A 19,181-nucleotide genomic window follows, 5' to 3' on the forward strand; every position below is an offset into this window, starting at 1 on the left:
TTAAACGTGTCACTTTCATCCGTTTTTCCGTATATTTGCTCGATATGAATGATGAATAAAGAAAGGAATCGCAATATGATGAAGCAAATACCATACGGATTGACGGATTTCGGTCGCATCCAAAAAGAAAACTATTATTATGTAGATAAGACGATGTTTATCGAAAAGATAGAAATGCAACCGTCTTATCTGTTCCTGATCCGTCCCCGGCGCTTCGGGAAAAGTCTGACGCTGGCGATGCTGGAGGCTTATTATGACGTTCGGTATGCCGACCAGTTCGACGAATTGTTCGGCCATCTGTATATCGGGCAGCATCCTACGCCGATACATAACCAGTTTCTCATCATGAGATTCAATTTCTCGGAGGTGAGCTCGAATATCAATGAGGTGGAGGAATCTTTCCGGTTGCATTGTTGCGGGAAACTAAGACATTTTCTGCAAAAGTACGAACATATTTTGGGAAAGGAAATCTGGAACGTGCTGAACGAAGAAACGCTCGAAGAACCGGGAGCACTGCTATCCGCCATCAATTCGTATGCCACCCTCAAGGGAGACATCAAAATCTATCTCCTGATTGATGAATACGATAATTTCACGAATACCATTCTTTCTACTTACGGCACGGACTTATATCGAAAAGCGACGCATGGCGAAGGGTATATCCGCAGGTTTTTCAATGTAATCAAAGCCGCCACGACGGGAATGGGTTCTGCCGTCAACCGTTTGTTCATCACAGGAGTAAGCCCGGTGACGATGGACGACGTGACAAGCGGATTCAACATCGGAACGAATATCACCACCGACCCGTGGTTTAACGACCTTGTAGGTTTCAGCGAGAAGGAATTGCGCGAGATGCTGACGTATTATAAGGAACAAGGCGCTCTCCCGATGTCGGTAGACGATGCAGTGACAATGATGAAGCCTAACTATGACAATTATTGCTTCAGTAAAAATAAATTAGCAGATTGTATGTTCAACTCGGACATGGTGCTCTACTGCATGAAGTCATTGATATTGCACGGAGTAAAACCGGACGAGATTGTAGATCCCAATATCCGTACGGACTTTAACAAGCTTGCCTACCTTGTCCGTCTCGACCATGGACTGGGCGAAAACTTCTCCGTCATCAAGGAGATTGCGGAGCAAGGCGAGATAGTGACTGAAATAGTCACCCATTTCTCTGCACTGGAAATGACGGACGTGGGCAACTTCAAATCTCTGCTGTTCTATTTCGGACTGCTTTCTATCAAAGGGGTGGATATGATGGGGCGTCCCCTCCTGCACATTCCCAATCTGGTGGTTCGCGAACAGCTATTCAATTTCCTGATTCAGGGATATGCCCGTCATGACATCTTCAAGCTCGACGTGAACCGTCTGCGCACTCTGTTTGAAAATATGTCCTTCAAAGGAGACTGGAAACCGTTGTTCGAATTTCTAGCAGAGGCCATTCGGGAGCAGAGCCGGATAAGGGAGTACATAGAAGGGGAAGCTCATATCAAAGGATTCCTCCTCGCCTATCTAAGTATGTTCCGCTATTATCAACTATATCCGGAATATGAGATGAATAAGGGTTTTGCCGATTTCTTCTTTAAGCCCAGTCCGGCGGCACCTGTATCTCCACCGTACACGTATCTATTGGAGGTGAAGTATGCGAAAGCAGGAGCGTCGGAGAAAGAGATACGCGCACTTGCCGATGATGCACGGGAACAGTTGATTCGCTATAGCAAGGATGAATGTGTGGCAGAAGCTCGTGAGAAAGGGGGATTGAAACTGGCAACGATCGTATGGCGCAGTTGGGAATTGGTGCTGATGGAAGAGGTATAATAAAGTACTTGTCACATCACGAACACCGATTTAGGTATGCACTCACCTCCACATCTGATATTGGGCTAAATAAATAATCTCATCAGAACAGGTGAATGGAATCCTATCTATAAAAATCAGGCGCGGATTACACGAATTGCACGATTTCTTTAAAATCAGAAACGTGTTATCCGTGTAATTCGCGCCTAAGTTTTATACGATGGCTACGACGTCCAAGACGGGGAATTACTTATCCCCGTACATCTTCGCTCTCAATTCCTTGATGTGATCGGACGTGATATATTCGTCATACTCCATCATCTTGTCGATGATACCGTTCGGTGTCAGTTCGATGATGCGGTTGGCAACCGTCTGGATAAACTCGTGGTCATGAGAAGAGAAAAGGATGTTTCCCCTGTACGTCTTCAGGTTGTTGTTGAATGCCTGGATAGATTCCAAATCCAAATGGTTGGTCGGAGTGTCCAGAATCAGACAGTTTGCATTGCGGAGCTGCATACGGGCAATCATACAACGCATCTTCTCACCTCCGGAGAGTACGCTTACTTTCTTCAACACCTCTTCGCCGGAGAAAAGCATACGGCCGAGGAAACCTTTCATATACACTTCGTTTCCTTCGCCAAACTGGCTCAACCAGTCCACCAAGTTGAGGTCGGTATTGAAGAAATCGGTATTATCCAGCGGCAGGTAAGCAGTGGTGATGGTTACCCCCCAGTTGAAGGTACCGGCATCCGGCTTCATGTTTCCGTTGATGATTTCGAAGAACGCAGTCATCGCACGCGGGTTGCGCGACAGGAATACCACTTTGTCACCTTTCTCTACGTTGAAATTGACGTCGTTGAAAAGCACTACGCCTTCCTCCGTCTTCTTGCTCAATCCGGAAACTTCCAGAATCTGGTTGCCCGGCTCGCGTTCGGGAGTGAAGATGATGCCCGGATACTTACGTGAAGAAGGTTTGATTTCTTCTACGTTCAGTTTCTCCAACATCTTCTTACGGCTCGTGGTCTGCTTGCTCTTCGCTACGTTGGCGCTGAAACGGCGGATAAATTCTTCCAACTCTTTCTTCTTCTCTTCAGCCTTCGCCTTCTGGTTCTGCTGCTGACGAAGAGCCAACTGGCTGGATTCGTACCAGAAACTATAGTTACCGGCAAACATATTGATTTTTCCGTAGTCGATGTCTACGGTGTGCGTACATACAGAATCGAGGAAGTGACGGTCGTGGCTCACTACCAATACAGTATGCTCGAAGTTGGAGAGATACTCTTCCAACCAGGTCACTGTCTCCATATCCAAGTCATTGGTAGGCTCATCGAGCAAGAGGTTGTCCGGATTTCCGTACAATGCCTGCGCCAGCATGACACGCACTTTTTCCTTACCGCTCAACTCACCCATCAATACATAATGCTTATCTTCTTTCACGCCCAGTCCGCTCAACAGCATGGCTGCGTCGCTTTCCGCATTCCATCCGTCCAACTCGGCAAATTTCTCTTCCAACTCGGATACTTTCAGTCCGTCTTCATCTGTGAAATCTTCTTTCGCATACAATTCTTCGCGTTGCTTCATGATGTCCCACAACACAGTATGCCCCATCATCACAGTATCCATAACGGTATAAGAGTCCCACTTAAAGTGGTCCTGGCTCAACACCGAAAGGCGTTCGCCCGGTCCGAGCGCAATGGTACCCGTTGTCGGGTCCAAATCTCCGTAAATCGTACGAAGGAAGGTAGATTTTCCCGCACCGTTAGCACCAATAATACCATAACAATTACCACTCGTAAACTTCAAGTTTACGTCATTAAACAACACTCTTTTACCAAACTGTACCGAAACGTTCGAAACTGTAATCATCTTCTTTATTTACTATTTTACTAGTTACTATTTTACTATTTTGCTAGCTACTATTTTACTATTTCGTTAGTTACTATTTTAGTATTAACTATTTTAGCGTGCAAAGTTAGACATTTAAAATGAATTATGAGCTATCTGATATGTGCCAATCTGACATAAAAGTGTTACCTTTGCTGCGTTTTTTGGCAAAACAGCCAACTTGGCAAAGTTTTTGCAGACAAAATCAATGACATCCGGTCAGCCCGGTATGTTTATTGGCGTTATTCTACCAAGTAAGATAACGTGTGTGTTAAATAGTAAATAGTAAAATAGTAAATACCAAGATGGATCCGAAAGAAAAAAAAGTGAAGGAAGAAGAACTGAACGTTGAGGAAACTCAAAACCATGCGGAAGAACAACCGCAAAACGAACAAGCGGAGGACGCCACTCCCCTGACTCATGAAGAAGAGTTGGAAAAAGAACTGGAAAAGGCCCAAGAGGAGATTGAAGAGCAGAAGGATAAATACCTGCGCTTGTCTGCCGAATTTGACAACTACCGGAAACGCACCATGAAGGAGAAGGCCGAACTGATTCTGAACGGTGGCGAAAAGAGTCTTAGCAGTATTCTTCCGGTGGTGGACGACTTCGAACGTGCCATCAAAACAATGGAAACGGCAACAGATGTCAATGCCGTAAAAGAAGGAGTAGAACTGATTTACAATAAATTTATGGCTGTCCTGGCACAAAACGGTGTGAAAGTCATCGAAACAAAAGACCAACCACTGGACACTGATTACCATGAAGCCATCGCGGTAATCCCCGCACCGTCGGAAGCACAGAAAGGTAAGATTCTGGACTGTGTGCAAACGGGATATACACTGAACGACAAAGTGCTCCGCCACGCTAAAGTGGTAGTAGGAGAATGAGGAGATTTATGAATTATGATTTATGATTTATGGCTGCGCTATTGGTCTGCAGAGTAAATCATAAATCAGAATTCATAAATCATAAATCTTTTCAATCATAAATCAATAAATGGGCATGGCAGAAAAAAGAGACTATTACGAAATATTGGAGGTGACGAAGACAGCCACAGTAGAAGAAATAAAGAAAGCATACCGTAAGAAAGCAATTCAGTATCACCCCGACAAGAATCCGGGCGACAAGGAAGCTGAAGAGAAATTTAAGGAGGCGGCCGAGGCATACGACGTGTTGAGCAATCCGGAAAAGCGCTCGCGTTACGATCAGTTCGGTCATGCGGGAGTGAGCGGTGCGGCAGGCAATGGCGGTCCGTTCGGTGGTTTCGGTGGCGAGGGAATGTCGATGGATGACATCTTCTCTATGTTTGGCGACATCTTCGGTGGCCGCGGCGGCGGTTTCGGGGGAGGCTTCGGAGGATTCAGCGGATTTGGCGGCGGTGGCGGTTCACAGCAACGCCGGTATCGCGGCAGTGACCTCCGTGTGAAAGTGAAGCTGACGTTGAAGGAAATCTCTACCGGAGTAGAAAAGAAATTTAAACTCAAAAAATATGTGCCGTGCGACCAGTGTCATGGCACGGGTGCCGAGGGTGACGGCGGATCGGAAACTTGTCCTACTTGTAAGGGTAGCGGATCGGTGATTCGTAACCAGCAGACCATTCTGGGCACGATGCAGACTCGCGTCACTTGTTCTACGTGTGGCGGCGAGGGAAAGATTATCAAGAATAAATGTAAGAAGTGTGGTGGCGACGGAATCGTTTACGGCGAGGAAGTGGTATCGGTGAATATCCCTGCTGGAGTGGCAGAGGGGATGCAGCTCTCTATGGGCGGCAAAGGAAATGCCGGCAAGCACAACGGTGTGGCAGGTGACTTATTGATCCTCGTTGAGGAAGAACCGCATCAGGACTTGATTCGCGACGAAAATGATTTGATTTATAATCTGTTGCTTAGTTTCCCGACGGCTGCACTGGGCGGTGCTGTGGAAATTCCGACAATCGACGGCAAAGTGAAAGTGAAGATTGATTCGGGTACTCAACCGGGCAAAGTGCTTCGTTTGCGTGGCAAGGGATTGCCGAATGTAAATGGGTATGGTACGGGAGATTTGCTGGTCAATATCAGTATCTATGTGCCGGAAGCTCTCAACAAGGAGGAAAAGAACACGCTCGAAAAGATGGAAGCTTCAGACAATTTCAAACCTAACACGTCGGTAAAAGAGAAGATTTTCAAGAAATTCAAGAGTTTCTTCGATTAGTCTTTTGGCTATCATATTATTATATATAAGGTATAAGTGGGCTGCAATCTTTTTGTGGCCCACTTTTTTTATGATATTCTCTAAATAGACTCCCTCTCGCACAATCTTTTCATATAGTTTACCTAAATAAGGCGCAATATAGGGCTATCCTAAAAAAAATGGCATATATTTGTATAACAAACAAATAGATCGGCATAAAATAATTATCAACACTTTAAAATTCAAATTATAAAAAACGAATTTATTAAAGAAACATTATTTAGTCGCTCCATAAAAAAACAATAACTGTTTAACTAAACTATATATTTAAAGAATGGCAGAACCTTTTAAAAACATGTTTAACGAGCAATTTTTCGATCTGTTTACGAAAGATTTGAAACTTGTTATCGACGATTTTGATGCTTGCGAGTTTGTATCTCAAGTGATGGACGATGAATGGGAAGGCAGGGAACTTAAACAACGCTGCATGCACATCACAACGGTGCTAAGAAAGTTTTTACCGGCAGATTACAAAGAGGCGATTGCTAAGATACTTGAATTGTTGGATCATATAAAAAAGACACGGCCTGATTTCTCGGTGATAGACGACACGAAGTTTGGTTTGACTTTAGAGTATGGGGGGATTCTGGATAATTATGTCGAACAATATGGGCTGGACGATTACGAAACTTCTGTCAAGGCGATAGAGAAAATCACGCAGTTCACAAGTTGCGAGTTTGTGGCTCATTCTTTTATTATCAAATATCCGGATCAGATGATGAAACAGATGTTGGTTTGGTCGAAACACGAACATTGGGGAGTCAGGCGGCTTGCGTCAGAAGGTTGTCGTCCGCGTCTTCCCTGGGCGATGGCGTTGCCGAACCTGAAAGAGAATCCTGCGCCTATCATTCCTATTCTGGAAAATCTAAAAAATGATCCGGCAAGATTTGTGCGGTTGAGCGTTGCCAATAATTTGAATGATATTGCGAAAGATAATCCCGAAACCGTCATTGATTTAGTGAAGAAATGGAAGGGAGAATCGAAAGAGGTGGATTGGATTATTAAACACGGTTGCCGGACGCTCTTAAAACAAGGCAATCCGGAGGTGATGGAGTTGTTTGGCTTCAACTCTACTATCAGCAATATCTGTGTGGAGGATTTCCAAATTTCAAGCCCGGAAGTGAAAGTCGGGGATTCGTTGGAGGTTAGTTTTAAACTGTTGAACAAGAACGATCAAACGACTAAGATACGACTCGAATATGGAATCTATTACCAAAAAGCAAATGGAACGTTGACGAAAAAAGTGCATAAAATCAGCGAGAAAGAATATGCCGGGAACTCGACCACGCGAATCACCCGAAAACATTCTTTCCGGGTGGTTACAACGAGGAAGCTCCATCTCGGACTTCATCAAATTGCTATGATTATCAACGGGAATGAACTTGAAAAATATAGTTTTGAGTTGATTGAATAATAACTGCTGTTAATACCCCGGATTCTGCTTCAACTTCGTATTCATCACCCGTATTTTCTCCGGTATAGGGAACACGGTAGTATATCCGTTTCCCTCATCCGGCAATTGCGGACGGCTACTGTAAGCTCTTGTAAACTTCCCGAAGCGAACCAAATCTTGACGTCTCCAACCTTCCCAAGCCAGTTCCAGTTGGCGTTCGGCAAGGATATTCTCTAAAGTGGCAGGACGGGAGGAGGCATTGACGCGGCTACGGACTTCATTCAGTTCTTCATCTCCACTGGCTCCATTGCGCACTTTCGCTTCACTCTTCATCAACAGAGCATCCGCGTAGCGGAACAGTACAATGTCATTCTCCATCAATTTACCGTCTTTTGTGGCAGTCGGGTCGACTTCGTACTTTTTCATGCGGGCTCCTGCTGTTTGTTCGTGCGGGGTATCTGTGATATCCAAAGCTACTTTCCAAGGCAGATACTCCAATACGGTGCCATCATCCAGCTTGATGATGTTTCCTTTCAGGTCGCGCACCACTCCCGCAAAATAGCAAATATCAAAGCGGGGATCTTGTTCGGCTGTTTCATAACCGAAGGTTTCGAGGGCTTCAATGGTTGCACTGGGGCCGTTCTCACCACTTAGGCCGTACGCCTTGGCATGATTGTAGTGGCGGGAGCGGAATAGATATTGCATTTGATTGGTGTACAAGGTTTTATTCATCGGAATGGTAAAAATATTCTCTATCGATGGTTCGTTGAATATGGAGAAATTGGTTTCGTATTCCGGTTCCAGTTTGTAGCCCAGCGCCTTTAGCTGGTCACAGTAGTAGATGACTGTTTCCCACGCATTGAGTTCGTTGCCGTTCACTGTAAACTTTATGTTTTTTCCGTCCGGACGTTGTCCGTCTGTCCAATCATTGTCCGTATAGACTTCGGAATTCAGAGCCAGTTTAGCCAATAGAAAAGTGGCTACCGGACGGGTGATACGACCATAATAAGGACCGGACTGGTTGCTGTGCGCATCGCTCAACAGAGGAGCCGCTTCCTGCAATTCCTTGAATACAAACTCAAAAACCGTTTTCCGTTCACTCTGGACAACCTCTTTCATTGCCACTGAAGAGGATTGAACCAACGGGATGCGTCCGAACAAATCCATCAGATAATAATAATACATGGCTCGCATGGCCTGCACTTCCGCCCGGTATGCCGGAAGTGCAGCATCGGAATGGGTTTCGGCAAACTTGTCTATCCGTTCGAGCGATTTGTTGCTTAGCATGACGACTTTGTAAAGATATTCCCATGTAGCTTGAATAGCGTCATTCTCTACTCCCCAATCGTGCAGGTAAAGTCCTTGCCAAAAGCCGCCATCGTACCAGTCGCCTCCACGGGTGGGGATGATAGCTTCGTCGGAAGTGAAAGTGTTCAGGTCGTAGACTCCCCTACCCGTTCCCTGCAATCCCTGACTGTCGCTATAACCGCCTACGTAGGTATAAAGTGAAGCTACCGCATTGAGATATACTTCCGAGATCGTATTGTAGACATCCTCTTCCGGTAGTTTGTCTTTCGGATTTTCCTGTAAGAACTTATCACAGGAAAATAAGGTCAGACTCGTCACCAGAAAAAATAATAATATTCTTGAAGGGTAGATTATTTGCTTTGAGATCTGCAAAAACTGATTTCTATTTTTCATATATCGTTTCATCCTCTCCTCCTCCATTAAAAGTTAATACTCAATCCTAAGGTGTACGTCCGTGCCAACGGATACCCCCGTTTATCGTCCACGCCCAACGTTGAGTTCACCGTGGAACTGTTAATCATGGGCGAAAGTCCCGAATAACCGGAGATGGTTGCCAGATTGTTGACAGTAAATGCCAAGCGCAGGGAACGGACATATTTCTTTAGCTTCTGCACCTTTTCAATCGGCACGTTCCAGCCCAGCGTCACATAGTCGAAGTTGACGTAATCTCCCTTTTCCAGCCAATAGTCGGTAGCGGTCTGATCCTTGATGTTCTGTTGCGGAGCTTTCTTCATTACGTTGTAGTCGGGGAATATATTCATGTTCATATAGGTCAGGGAAGTTCCGTTGTAGATTTTATGTCCGAAAGCTCCGTTGATTTGCAAAGACAGGTCGAAACGCTTGTAACGAAAACTGATGTTAGATCCCAGAATCGTTTTGGGTACGGCTTGCCCTGCCACGTAGCGGTCTTCACCATCTTCCAGACTGACGCCTCCGCCATTCAGGTCGGCGATGCCATAGGTATATCCACCGTTTCCATCGGACTCCAGTCCGGTGCTGTGAGGAAGATAGAACACGCCCAACGGTTGCCCCACCATCTGATAAACGATGTGGTTGTAGCCGCCGTGAAAGCCGGCTCCATCAAGGCTGGCAAGACTTTTATATTCGGAAGCGGAAAGCATTTCGCCGTTATACATACCGCTCAATGAAAGCAGTTTGTTGCGTTGAAAGGTGATGTTGGCATTGATATTCAGTTCCATGTCCTTCGTTTTCAAAGGGGTGATACCGATGGCGATTTCCGTACCCCAGTTGCGCATGGAGCCGATGTTGGCAAGCAAGGTGTTATAGGTGAAAGGGGGCACGCTTACGTTGTAAAGGTAAAGCATATCCGTGGTGCGGGAGTTGTAATAGTTGGCGGAAAGCAACAGGCGGTTGCCGAATAAAGCGATGTCGAAACCGGCATTAAAGGTATGTTTCACTTCCCATTTCAGATCGGGATTCGTATTCCGGAGATCTCCTAAAGATACGATGGCGGAGTTTCCGACGGGGACGACACCGTTCGGCTTGACGAGATTCAGCGTTGTGTATGAGTCAATCCCGCTTTGGTTACCTGCCAGACCGTAACCGATACGGAATTTCAGATTGTCTATCACGGGGAATTGCTTCATAAATTCTTCTTCACTAATCACCCATGCCGCGGACGCAGAGGGGAAAAAGCCCCATTTATGGTTGGCTCCGAATTTGGAGGAAGCATCTGTACGGGCATTCAACGTCAGTACGTAGCGGTCGGCGTATGTATAATTGAAGCGTCCCATGAAAGATGCCAGGCGCGGTTGCTCGTAGTAGGAATTAGTACCTTCCCACAAACGGAGCGCTCCTGCCTGAAGGTTATTATACCCGAACTTATCGGTGCTGAAATTGCTGACTGTGGTATAATAGCCGGTATAAGTCTCTTTCTGAAGTTCGGCAAGTGCGAGTACGTCAAAGAAATGCTTTTTCCAGTTTTTCTTATAGGTCAGCATCATGTTTCCCAATAAAGATTCGCGTTTTTTGGTTCCTTTGTATGCCTGACCGTTCGCCCAGACGGAAGTGGGGAGGTATTGCGAATTTTCTACGATATTGTAAGTATAAGCTCCGAACAGGCTTAGTTTCAGTCCTTCCATCAAATTGAAAGTGAGACGGGCGTGCGTACTGATGTGCGAAGTGGCATCATCGTCCTGCACTTCCATCCATGCCAACGGATTGGTGATTTGGCTGGCGGTCGTTATTCCGTCCCACGAATTGGTGACGGGGTCTTTATGATTGGGATAGGTAGGATTGAACGTAGCTGCCGAATAGAACGTTTTCTGATAATCTACCAGGTTATGATTCTTCTGAATGGAGCCGAACATTCCCAACTCGCAGTTCAGGAAGCCGTCGAACATTTTCTGATTCATGTTCATATTTGAAGTGAAGTTCTTCATGTCTTCATTCAGAATCACTCCCTGACGATCCATAAAACCGAGGGAAACACGATAACTGGACTCACTGGAACCGCCATAAAAGGCGATGTGATGATTCTGTTGCAGTCCTGTCTGCTCAATCTCTTTCTGGAAATCGGTATTGTTCCCTTTGTCCAGAATGGAAATGCCTCGTTCCGATGCTACACGACGGAATTCATCACCGGACAGCATTTTCAAATTCTTGTAGACGGTGGAAATCCCGAAGCTACCGTTGTAAGCTACTTGTGTTCTGCCGCTCATCCCTTTTTTGGTGGTGACTTCTATCACACCGGATGCACCTCGCGAACCGTATTGTGCGGTTTCGGAAGCGTCTTTCAGAATGGTAAAACTCTCAATATCCGTAGGGTAAATGGAGGTAAGCATACTCAAGTCGCCAAATACTCCGTCGACGATAATCAAAGGGTCGTTGCCGCTGGTCAGTGAGGTAGTTCCCCGCAGGCGCACCGCATCCAGAGCCGCCGGTCCGTTGGAGCCCCGTTGGATGGTCAAACCCGGCACACGTCCACGAATTGCTTCCAAAGGGTTCGTTATCTGGTCTTTGTTCATCTGTGTCTCCGTGATTTTCTCTACGGAGCCGGACAGAGTTTTCAAACTTCCGGTGGCATATCCTACGGTAATCAATGAGTCTATGGGCGCGACGGGAATCTTCTGTGCCAACGTGCCCTCGCACGGGATTACCAAAAGAAGAAGGCTGTAGAAAATGAGTCTAGCGTGTTGTACCATATTCTTAGTTTTTAAGGTAATAATACAAATATAACAAAAAAAGAGGGAATCTGGTTGAGTAGATTCCCTCTTTTATTTAAATGATATTGACAGGTTGAAATCAGCAAGTCCGGATGATACGGATTACACGGTTGCTTTAGGCCCGAATAATCCTAAAAAAGCGCATCATACGTATTATCCTTATGCTTTCAATATTTATTTCACAATAATCTCATCCGTAAATATCCAGCCTCCGAATTCACTTCCGGCCTGTGCCTGATAGCGTACGTATCTTCCTTTGGCTTCGCCCTGCCATGAAATATCCGTAAAGCGGATGGGTGTTTCTTTGCTCACTTCAAAGTGTTGTTTGCGCAACTCGGTGAAATGGGTTCCGTCATCGGAAATGGAAATCACCACAGTCTCCGGCAGGAATACTTCCGCACCTACCACCTGCATAAAGGCGGCAGTGACGGAATGGATGGAGGTTTCTTTTTCCATATCAATCGTCACATCGAGGCGGTTGTCCGAGATGAATCCTTGCCACGAGCCATCACCATAGGTCCAATCGCCACGTATGCCGTCCGTCAGAGCGGTGTTTCCTTGTGCCGGATAATGGGAGCTGTAAGGTGAATTATAAATCACCTTTTTACCCAATGCCAGATGGCTGACCGGTTGAAGCGACTCGGGACGGCTGCCGATTTCTTTTTTCAAATCGAAAGGATGGTATCCTTTTGCCTGCAAATCGGCCACTGCCGACAATGCACGGGTATGGAAATCCGGCCATGACTTACGTTCCGGAGCCGACCAGGCTGTTTCCGCCAATGCCAGGATTCGGGGGTAAATCATATACTCCACGTGTTCGGGAGTGGGAATATATTCCACCCATAGGTTGCCCTGCACACCGTAGACCAACTTCGCCTGTTCCGCAGTTAAAGAAGCGGGAACGGGATTGTAAGAATATACTTTCTTCAACGGCAGGTATCCACCGATGGCTTCCGGCTGCGAATATGGGGCATCCTGATAACTGTCCAGATAGCAGTAGGCACCCGGCGTCATGATGGCACGATGGCCGGAGGTTACGGCAGCGATACCACCCTCTTCTCCACGCCATGACATGACGGTTGCGTTGGGGGCAATGCCTCCTTGCAGAATCTCGTCCCATCCCAGCAGATGACGTCCATGATTGTTCAGGAACTTCTCAATGCGGTGTATCAGGTAGCTTTGCAGCTCGTCTACATTGGCAAGATGCTCGTCTTTCATTCTCTTCTGACATTTCGGGCAGGTCTTCCAAGCCGACTTGCCGGCCTCATCGCCACCGATATGAATGTATTCGGAAGGGAAAAGTTCCATGACTTCCGTCAGCACATTTTCCAGAAACGTGAAGGTTTCTTCATTGCCAACACAGAAATCGGAGTTCTTGTAAGGTTCGCCCGAACAGGATAACTGCGGGTAGGCTGCCAGCACTTCTTCCGAATGGGAGGGCATCTCAATCTCGGGAATCACCGTGATATAATGCTGACGGGCATATTCCAAGATTTCACGAATATCATCCTGGGTGTAATAACCGCCGTAAGCTCCGGGAGCATCGAAACGAACATATTTACGTCCGCCGTTCCACCATTGCTTCCAGGTGGGATCTGTACGCCAGGCCGCAAATTCGGTCAGCAAAGGGTATTTCTTGATTTCTAACCGCCAGCCTGCCGCATCGGTCAGATGCAGGTGCAGACGGTTGATTTTGTAATACGCCAGTGCGTCTATCTGTTTCTTTATAAATTCTTTGGTAGAAAAGTGGCGAGACACATCCAGCATCAGTCCCCGGTAAGCAAAACGGGGAGTGTCTTCTATCTCGACAGAGGCTATGGAATAGCTGCCTGCCCCCGAAGGTTGTGCCAACTGCAACAGGGTTTGCACACCATAGAATAATCCGGCTCCCGAAGTGGCGCGTATCAGGATTTGTTGCGGAGTAACGGAAAGGGTATAGCTTTCCGGTGATGGCAATTGGTGGTTCTTTTCAGTTATCAACAGAGAAAGCATATTCTGCGTATCCTTCTTTTTCCCTTTCTTCAAATGAACCGGCAATGCTTGCAAGCAATTTTCCAGAAGCTGCGCTTCTAAACCCTGCAAGTTTATATAAAGTTTTGTGTTCTCTGACAGTAAAAAACAGCCCGTCCCCTGCTCCATTTTTAATGGGACAGGTATGACGGACTGTGCTTTGAGGGAATGTGCGGTTAAGCACATTCCCAATACCCATAAGAAAAGACAAACTTTAGCGTATCTATTTCTTATATTCATTAATCTATCGTGATTTCGTCTACAAACAAAAATGCCGGACTATCTTTGCCGCCATGCCATGCCGGCATTTTACTTTCAGACAGGGCAACCACTTTCACGTATTGAGTTTTCACCGGGCTGAATGACAGTTTATGTTCATAGATACCATTCTTATCGCTTTCTTTCATAGCAGGATACTCCTCGGAAGCAACTTTGGTAAAGTTCTTGCCATCGTCCGAAACTTCTACGGAAAGTCCTCGCGCGTCAAACACCCAGTCGCCCTTCTCCACGCAAGTAGAAATAGCAACGCTCGAAATCTCGGTAGGCTGCTGAAGGTCGATAGTCATGTCCATATCGTTCTTGTAGAACGCAATCCAACGACCGGTTTTGTAATTGCCGTTTCCTTTCAAGCCGTCTACTAATGTAGATTCGCCTTTGAACATGTATTGCTTGTTGACCGGCTGGTTGGCTACAATCGGCTTCATGCTGGATTTGCTGAAATTAACCTTTTCAGAAACCACACGGCTGTTTCCGGTAGGACGGACAGCAATGGCAGAGAAAGTTACATTTTCCTTGATTTTCAGCGGGCTTTCATAAAGCGGAGAAGCAGCGGTAGGTTCCGTGCCGTCCAAGGTGTAATGGATAGGCGCATTGTCAATGGTAGACAAAGTGATGTCCAGTGTACCGTCCGTCGGGTTCGGCGTGTATTCGGCAGTTACATTAAATACATGTTTGGCATAGTTGTATCCTTCCGCATCGTACCATTTAATCAGGCGCGGCAGACGGGACAGGAAGTCTTCATAATTCTTCTTGTCGGGAGCCGACCACTGGATTTCGGACAAGGCAGCCCAACGGGGCAATACCATATACTGGGCATGAGAGAAAGTAGGAATGTATTCAGTCCAGAGGTTAGCCTGCACGCCTTTGATATATTTCTGTTCTTCCGGAGTGAGGGAAGCCGGCATCGGCTCGTAGCTGTACACTCTTTCAAGAGGCAGGTAACCACCAATACCGAGAGGTTCGTTCTCCGTATCTTTTGTCTGGTAGTAGTCGAAATACAGGTAAGTGTTCGGAGTCATGATAACATCGTGTTTCTGCTTGGCTGCTTCGATACCACCCTTTTCACCACGCCATGACATAACAGTAGCATTAGGAGCAAGTCCGCCTTCGAGGATTTCATCCCAACCGATGATCTGACGTCCGTGGTCGTTGAGGAATTTTTCGATATGGTTGATTACGAAGCTCTGCAGACGTTCTTCCTTGCTATGCTTATCATCCGATTTCAAGCCCAGCGCCTTGATACGTGCCTGACATTTCGGACATTTTTCCCAACGTACTTTCGGACATTCGTCACCACCTACATGAATATATTCTGAAGGGAAGATTTCAATCAATTCGCTATATACATCTTCGAGGAATTTCAAGACTTGATCGTTTCCGGCACAAAGCACATCTTCAGATACTCCCCATTGTCTCCATACTTCGTACGGGCCACCGGTACATCCCAATTCGGGGTAAGCGGCAAGGGCAGCTTGCATGTGTCCCGGAAGGTCGATTTCGGGAATAACTGTGATATAACGTTCGGCAGCATACGCTACTATTTCTTTCGCCTGCTCCTGGGTATAGAAGCCACCGTAAGGTTTGCCGTCGTATTCACCGGAGTTACGTCCGATGACTGTTTCTGTCCTCTTGGAACCGATTTCTGTCAGCTTCGGATATTTCTTGATTTCCAGACGCCAGCCCTGGTCTTCGGTAATATGCCAGTGAAAACGGTTCATATTGTGCAAAGCCATCATATCGATATATGTCTTCACTTCATCTACGGTAAAGAAATGGCGGCTGGTGTCGAAGTGGGCGCCACGATAGCCAAAGCGGGGAGCGTCATTGATTTCTACAGCGGGCATGGAAATGTCTGCACCGACAGCCACAGGCAATGATTTGCGCAGGGACTGGATGCCATAGAATACGCCGGCCTCGGTAGGACCAGTAATCGTGATTCCGTCACCGGCAACTTTCAACTGATAGGATTCCGGATTTTCGTTTGCCGTGCCCAATGTCAGTACGATTGCATTCTTACCTTCCGTTCCGGCTTCGATAGCGAAATCTTTTCCGGTAGCGGTTTTCAGATAGTCGGCCAGGAATTGTGCGTTGCGTTGCATCTTCTCGTTTCCTTCCGGATAGAGGATTTTCACACCGCTCTTCAGAATGAAGGGATTTCCTTGAGCTGTTACAATTTCTTGTGGCATGGGGATGATCTGGTAGTTGGCGTCCTGTTGCGCCGATTGGCAAGAGGCAAAAAGTCCTGCTAGTGCCAGACATCCGGTTAACTTTAAGAGTTGTTTCATAAACTAAAAAATTAAGTGTTAAGTTATTAATAAATTAATTATAGGTTTCACGAATATGTTTGATTGTCAAAGGCAACTCCTCTCCTTTCTTTATTTGGGGAGAAGTGATGACAACTGTCTTACGCTCTCCGGGAAGGAGGTCGAAAAAGTTGTCACTGAAACGGGCTCCCTGAATGGGGACCTCGATAAAGACGTCTTTGGCAAGACAGGGAGAAAGCAGGGTCAATTCGCACACGCCGTCTTTCTGTTTTATCTTGCAGGAAACAGTTGTCTTGGGCAGAAGCAGGTCTTTCGTCTTTCTAAAGAAGTGGACTGTTTCGGCTACCGTATGCCCGGACTTGTCTTTCAAGGTCAGTTGCATGAAGCAATGGCGCAGGTCATCCGCAAGCGGGCGCTTTGCAGGAAAAAACAAAGTGGTAAGCGAAGTGCGATATACACATTGGGAAGTGTTGGCTGGAAGAGTCAAAGAAGGAAGGACAACCGTTCTTCCGGCTTTCTTTCCTGCAAAATTCGTCAGTCTCATTTCCAGCGTCAGTTTCTCCCGGGTGTCAAGATGATCGGAAAGCAGGTAAACACACAGGTTGTCACCTTCCAGCAAAGGGTTGATATGAACGGGGGCAAATGCACGCTTTGCCTGATAATGCAAGGCTTTCCAGTTACCGTAGTAATCAATACCCGACCATGACACTACCGGCCAACTGTCATTCAATTGCCAATATAATGTACCCATACAATAGGGACGGTTGCGGCGGTGCGCTTCCAGACCGTGACGTATGCCATGTCCCTGCAATACTAGTCCGACATAGACAAAGTCTTCAAATTTTTCGGGAATGATATAGTCACGTTCCATATAGGTGCGAATCAGGGCATTGCCGATGCTGCTTTTCTGATGGGCATTCATCACCTCCGATTCGATTTGATAATCTTCAGGAGCCGCAAAGGTGGCAATAGTCTTCATCTCCGGGAAGGACTGGAAACCGAATTCGCTCATGAAACGAGGAAGATCTGTATCTAGTGATTCGAAAGTTTTTTTGGCCATACCATACTCCCCAGTTGTGGCTGTCTCCTATCCCCCATGATTCGGGACGTCCCCAATTGGCTAAATATGGGGAGCTGTGTATATAAAAACGGTCGGCATCCAGCTCTTTTACCTTGGTAGGAAGGAGTTGGTGGAACAGTTTGTCATAGCCTTGGAACATTTCCTGATAGATTTCCGGCGTGAATTTCTTGTCGAATCCCCAATATTTCAAGGCTTCCAGTATTTCATTATTGCCACACCACATCGCCAGGGAAGCATGATTGCGAAGACGGCGAATGTTGTAGCAAGCTTCTGCTTCTACTCTTTTCAGGAAGGTTGGATCGGACGGATAGGGAGTGCAGGCAAACATAAAGTCCTGCCATATCAGTATTCCGTTTTCATCTGCCAGGTCATAGAAACGGTCGTCTTCGTAGGTTCCGCCTCCCCACACACGAATGACATTCATGTTGGCTTCTTTGATGTCCCTAAATAAGGTTTGGTAGCGTTCGGTAGTGACGTTAGTCAATAGAGCATCCTGGGGAATATAGTTGGCTCCTTTGGCAAACATCGGAACGCCGTTTACTTCAAAATAGAAGGATTCTCCGTCCTGATCTTTTTCATTGACGAGGCGAACGGTACGCAGTCCTATCCGGTGGGATTGTTGAGCTACGACTTTATCTTCTACGATTATTTGAGCGGAGAAATCATACAAGGCGGGCTTTCCCCAGCCATTCGGCATCCAACGTACCGGAGACAGCACTTCGGAAGGAATAGATATATGATTGATTCCGGGCTGTAGGGTGATTGCCTGGCTAATGCCTTTTTCTGTGTTTCCTTCGAAAGAGGTATTGATTCTCACCTCTGCTTGAAGTGCTTGAGGGAGGATATTATTTATTTCCAATTCGTTGGATAGTTTTGCCAGTTGGTCGGTCAGCGAGAGTTGCTTTACGTGGTAGTCGCTGATAGAGGCTGCGTCGTAAAAACGGATGGTCACCGGACGCCAGATACCACTAGTCACCATGCGGATTCCCCAGTCCCAGCCATAACTGTAAGGGGCTTTACGGGAGAATACGCTTACATGTTTTTCATGATGATCGTTGTCTGCCGGATAGTTGAATCCGTTAGAGTTATATTGAGGCATTGTCTGCCGGATGGGTGAATGAAAATAGATGTGAAGAAGGTTTTCTCCGAGACGGAGTTGCGACTTGACGGGTATCGTATAGCCGACGAACATGTTATCGGCTTTCAACAACAGTGCTCCGTTGAGGTATACATCGGCGTATGTGTCAAGGCCTTCAAAGACTAATTGGGCGTCGTCCCGTTTCAGTTGCTCGGGAGTAACTGTAAAAGCAGTCCGGTACTCCCAGTCTTCATTTTCCACCCACTGAATCTTCTGTTCATTGATACCGTAAAAAGGATCGGGAATTTGTTTATGATAGATAAGATCCTGATGAACGGTGCCGGGAACCTGTGCCGGTCGCCATAGCTCCGTGCCTGCCTGGGAAAATTCCCAACCTGTATTTAAAACCACAACTTCGGAATTGTCATTGCTCTGCGCATATGCCATACTGCAACAGCATAGTAGTCCACATGCTATTTGAGTTTTTTTTCCGATTAAATTAATCATCATAGTGGGGGCATTAGATATTAACGGTTTCAAAGATATTACTTTTTCAGCAAATTTCACTGATAATTTAACAAAATATTTTGTTTTAGCGTGAGCTGTCCAGAAAGCCACAATTAAATCGCCTAAAATTTCAGCTTATAATTAGTTAAATAAAGAGTAG

The 19,181-nt window shown here is 46.3% G+C and carries 9 protein-coding genes and 1 pseudogene; 4 read left to right on the forward strand and 6 right to left on the reverse strand.

Annotation, left to right across the window (positions count from 1 at the left end):
- The first annotated feature begins 75 nt into the window (after window positions 1-75).
- The gene (locus BSAG_RS02965; RefSeq protein ID WP_004315799.1) at window positions 76-1,824 is read left to right on the forward strand and encodes an ATP-binding protein; all 1,749 of its coding nucleotides are present in this window, start codon (window positions 76-78) and stop codon (window positions 1,822-1,824) included.
- Window positions 1,825-2,049: 225 nt separating this feature from the next.
- Here the strand turns inward: BSAG_RS02965 and BSAG_RS02960 are convergent, their stop codons facing one another.
- A complete protein-coding gene (locus BSAG_RS02960) occupies window positions 2,050-3,669 on the reverse strand; it encodes an ABC-F family ATP-binding cassette domain-containing protein (RefSeq protein WP_004315798.1) in 1,620 nt (539 codons plus the stop codon).
- A gap of 323 nt (window positions 3,670-3,992) precedes the next feature.
- Here BSAG_RS02960 and BSAG_RS02955 point away from each other — a divergent pair, with 323 nt between their 5' ends.
- From BSAG_RS02955 to BSAG_RS02945, 3 genes are all read left to right on the forward strand, one after another.
- Window positions 3,993-4,574 (forward strand): nucleotide exchange factor GrpE, encoded by a 582-nt coding sequence (locus BSAG_RS02955; protein ID WP_004315797.1) that lies wholly within the window; start codon window positions 3,993-3,995, stop codon window positions 4,572-4,574.
- Window positions 4,575-4,689: 115 nt separating this feature from the next.
- The gene (gene dnaJ / locus BSAG_RS02950; protein ID WP_004315796.1) at window positions 4,690-5,877 is read left to right on the forward strand and encodes a molecular chaperone DnaJ; all 1,188 of its coding nucleotides are present in this window, start codon (window positions 4,690-4,692) and stop codon (window positions 5,875-5,877) included.
- 313 nt (window positions 5,878-6,190) lie between these two features.
- Window positions 6,191-7,330 carry a DNA alkylation repair protein gene (locus BSAG_RS02945; RefSeq protein WP_004315795.1) on the forward strand — a complete coding sequence of 380 codons (1,140 nt, stop codon included), beginning with the start codon at window positions 6,191-6,193 and terminating at the stop codon, window positions 7,328-7,330.
- 9 nt (window positions 7,331-7,339) lie between these two features.
- Here the strand turns inward: BSAG_RS02945 and BSAG_RS02940 are convergent, their stop codons facing one another.
- The 5 genes and pseudogenes from BSAG_RS02940 to BSAG_RS0223510 form a co-directional block, all read right to left on the reverse strand.
- Window positions 7,340-9,037 (reverse strand): RagB/SusD family nutrient uptake outer membrane protein, encoded by a 1,698-nt coding sequence (locus BSAG_RS02940; RefSeq protein WP_004315794.1) that lies wholly within the window; start codon window positions 9,035-9,037, stop codon window positions 7,340-7,342.
- Window positions 9,037-11,781: a SusC/RagA family TonB-linked outer membrane protein gene (locus BSAG_RS02935; RefSeq protein WP_008770934.1), complete on the reverse strand. Its 2,745-nt coding sequence runs from the start codon at window positions 11,779-11,781 to the stop codon at window positions 9,037-9,039. Before BSAG_RS02935 ends, BSAG_RS02940 begins: the two co-directional genes overlap by 1 nt.
- 195 nt (window positions 11,782-11,976) lie before the next feature.
- The gene (locus BSAG_RS02930; protein ID WP_008017202.1) at window positions 11,977-14,052 is read right to left on the reverse strand and encodes a family 20 glycosylhydrolase; all 2,076 of its coding nucleotides are present in this window, start codon (window positions 14,050-14,052) and stop codon (window positions 11,977-11,979) included.
- Window positions 14,052-16,376: a glycoside hydrolase family 20 protein gene (locus BSAG_RS02925; protein WP_004315764.1), complete on the reverse strand. Its 2,325-nt coding sequence runs from the start codon at window positions 16,374-16,376 to the stop codon at window positions 14,052-14,054. The genes BSAG_RS02930 and BSAG_RS02925 overlap by 1 nt, the downstream gene beginning before the upstream one ends.
- Window positions 16,377-16,410: 34 nt before the next feature.
- Window positions 16,411-19,024: pseudogene (locus BSAG_RS0223510) on the reverse strand (beta-mannosidase).
- Between the last annotated feature and the right edge of the window lie 157 nt (window positions 19,025-19,181).

Source organism: Bacteroides sp. D1, from assembly GCF_000157095.2.
In the GTDB taxonomy this organism is placed as follows: Bacteria; Bacteroidota; Bacteroidia; order Bacteroidales; family Bacteroidaceae; genus Bacteroides; species Bacteroides xylanisolvens.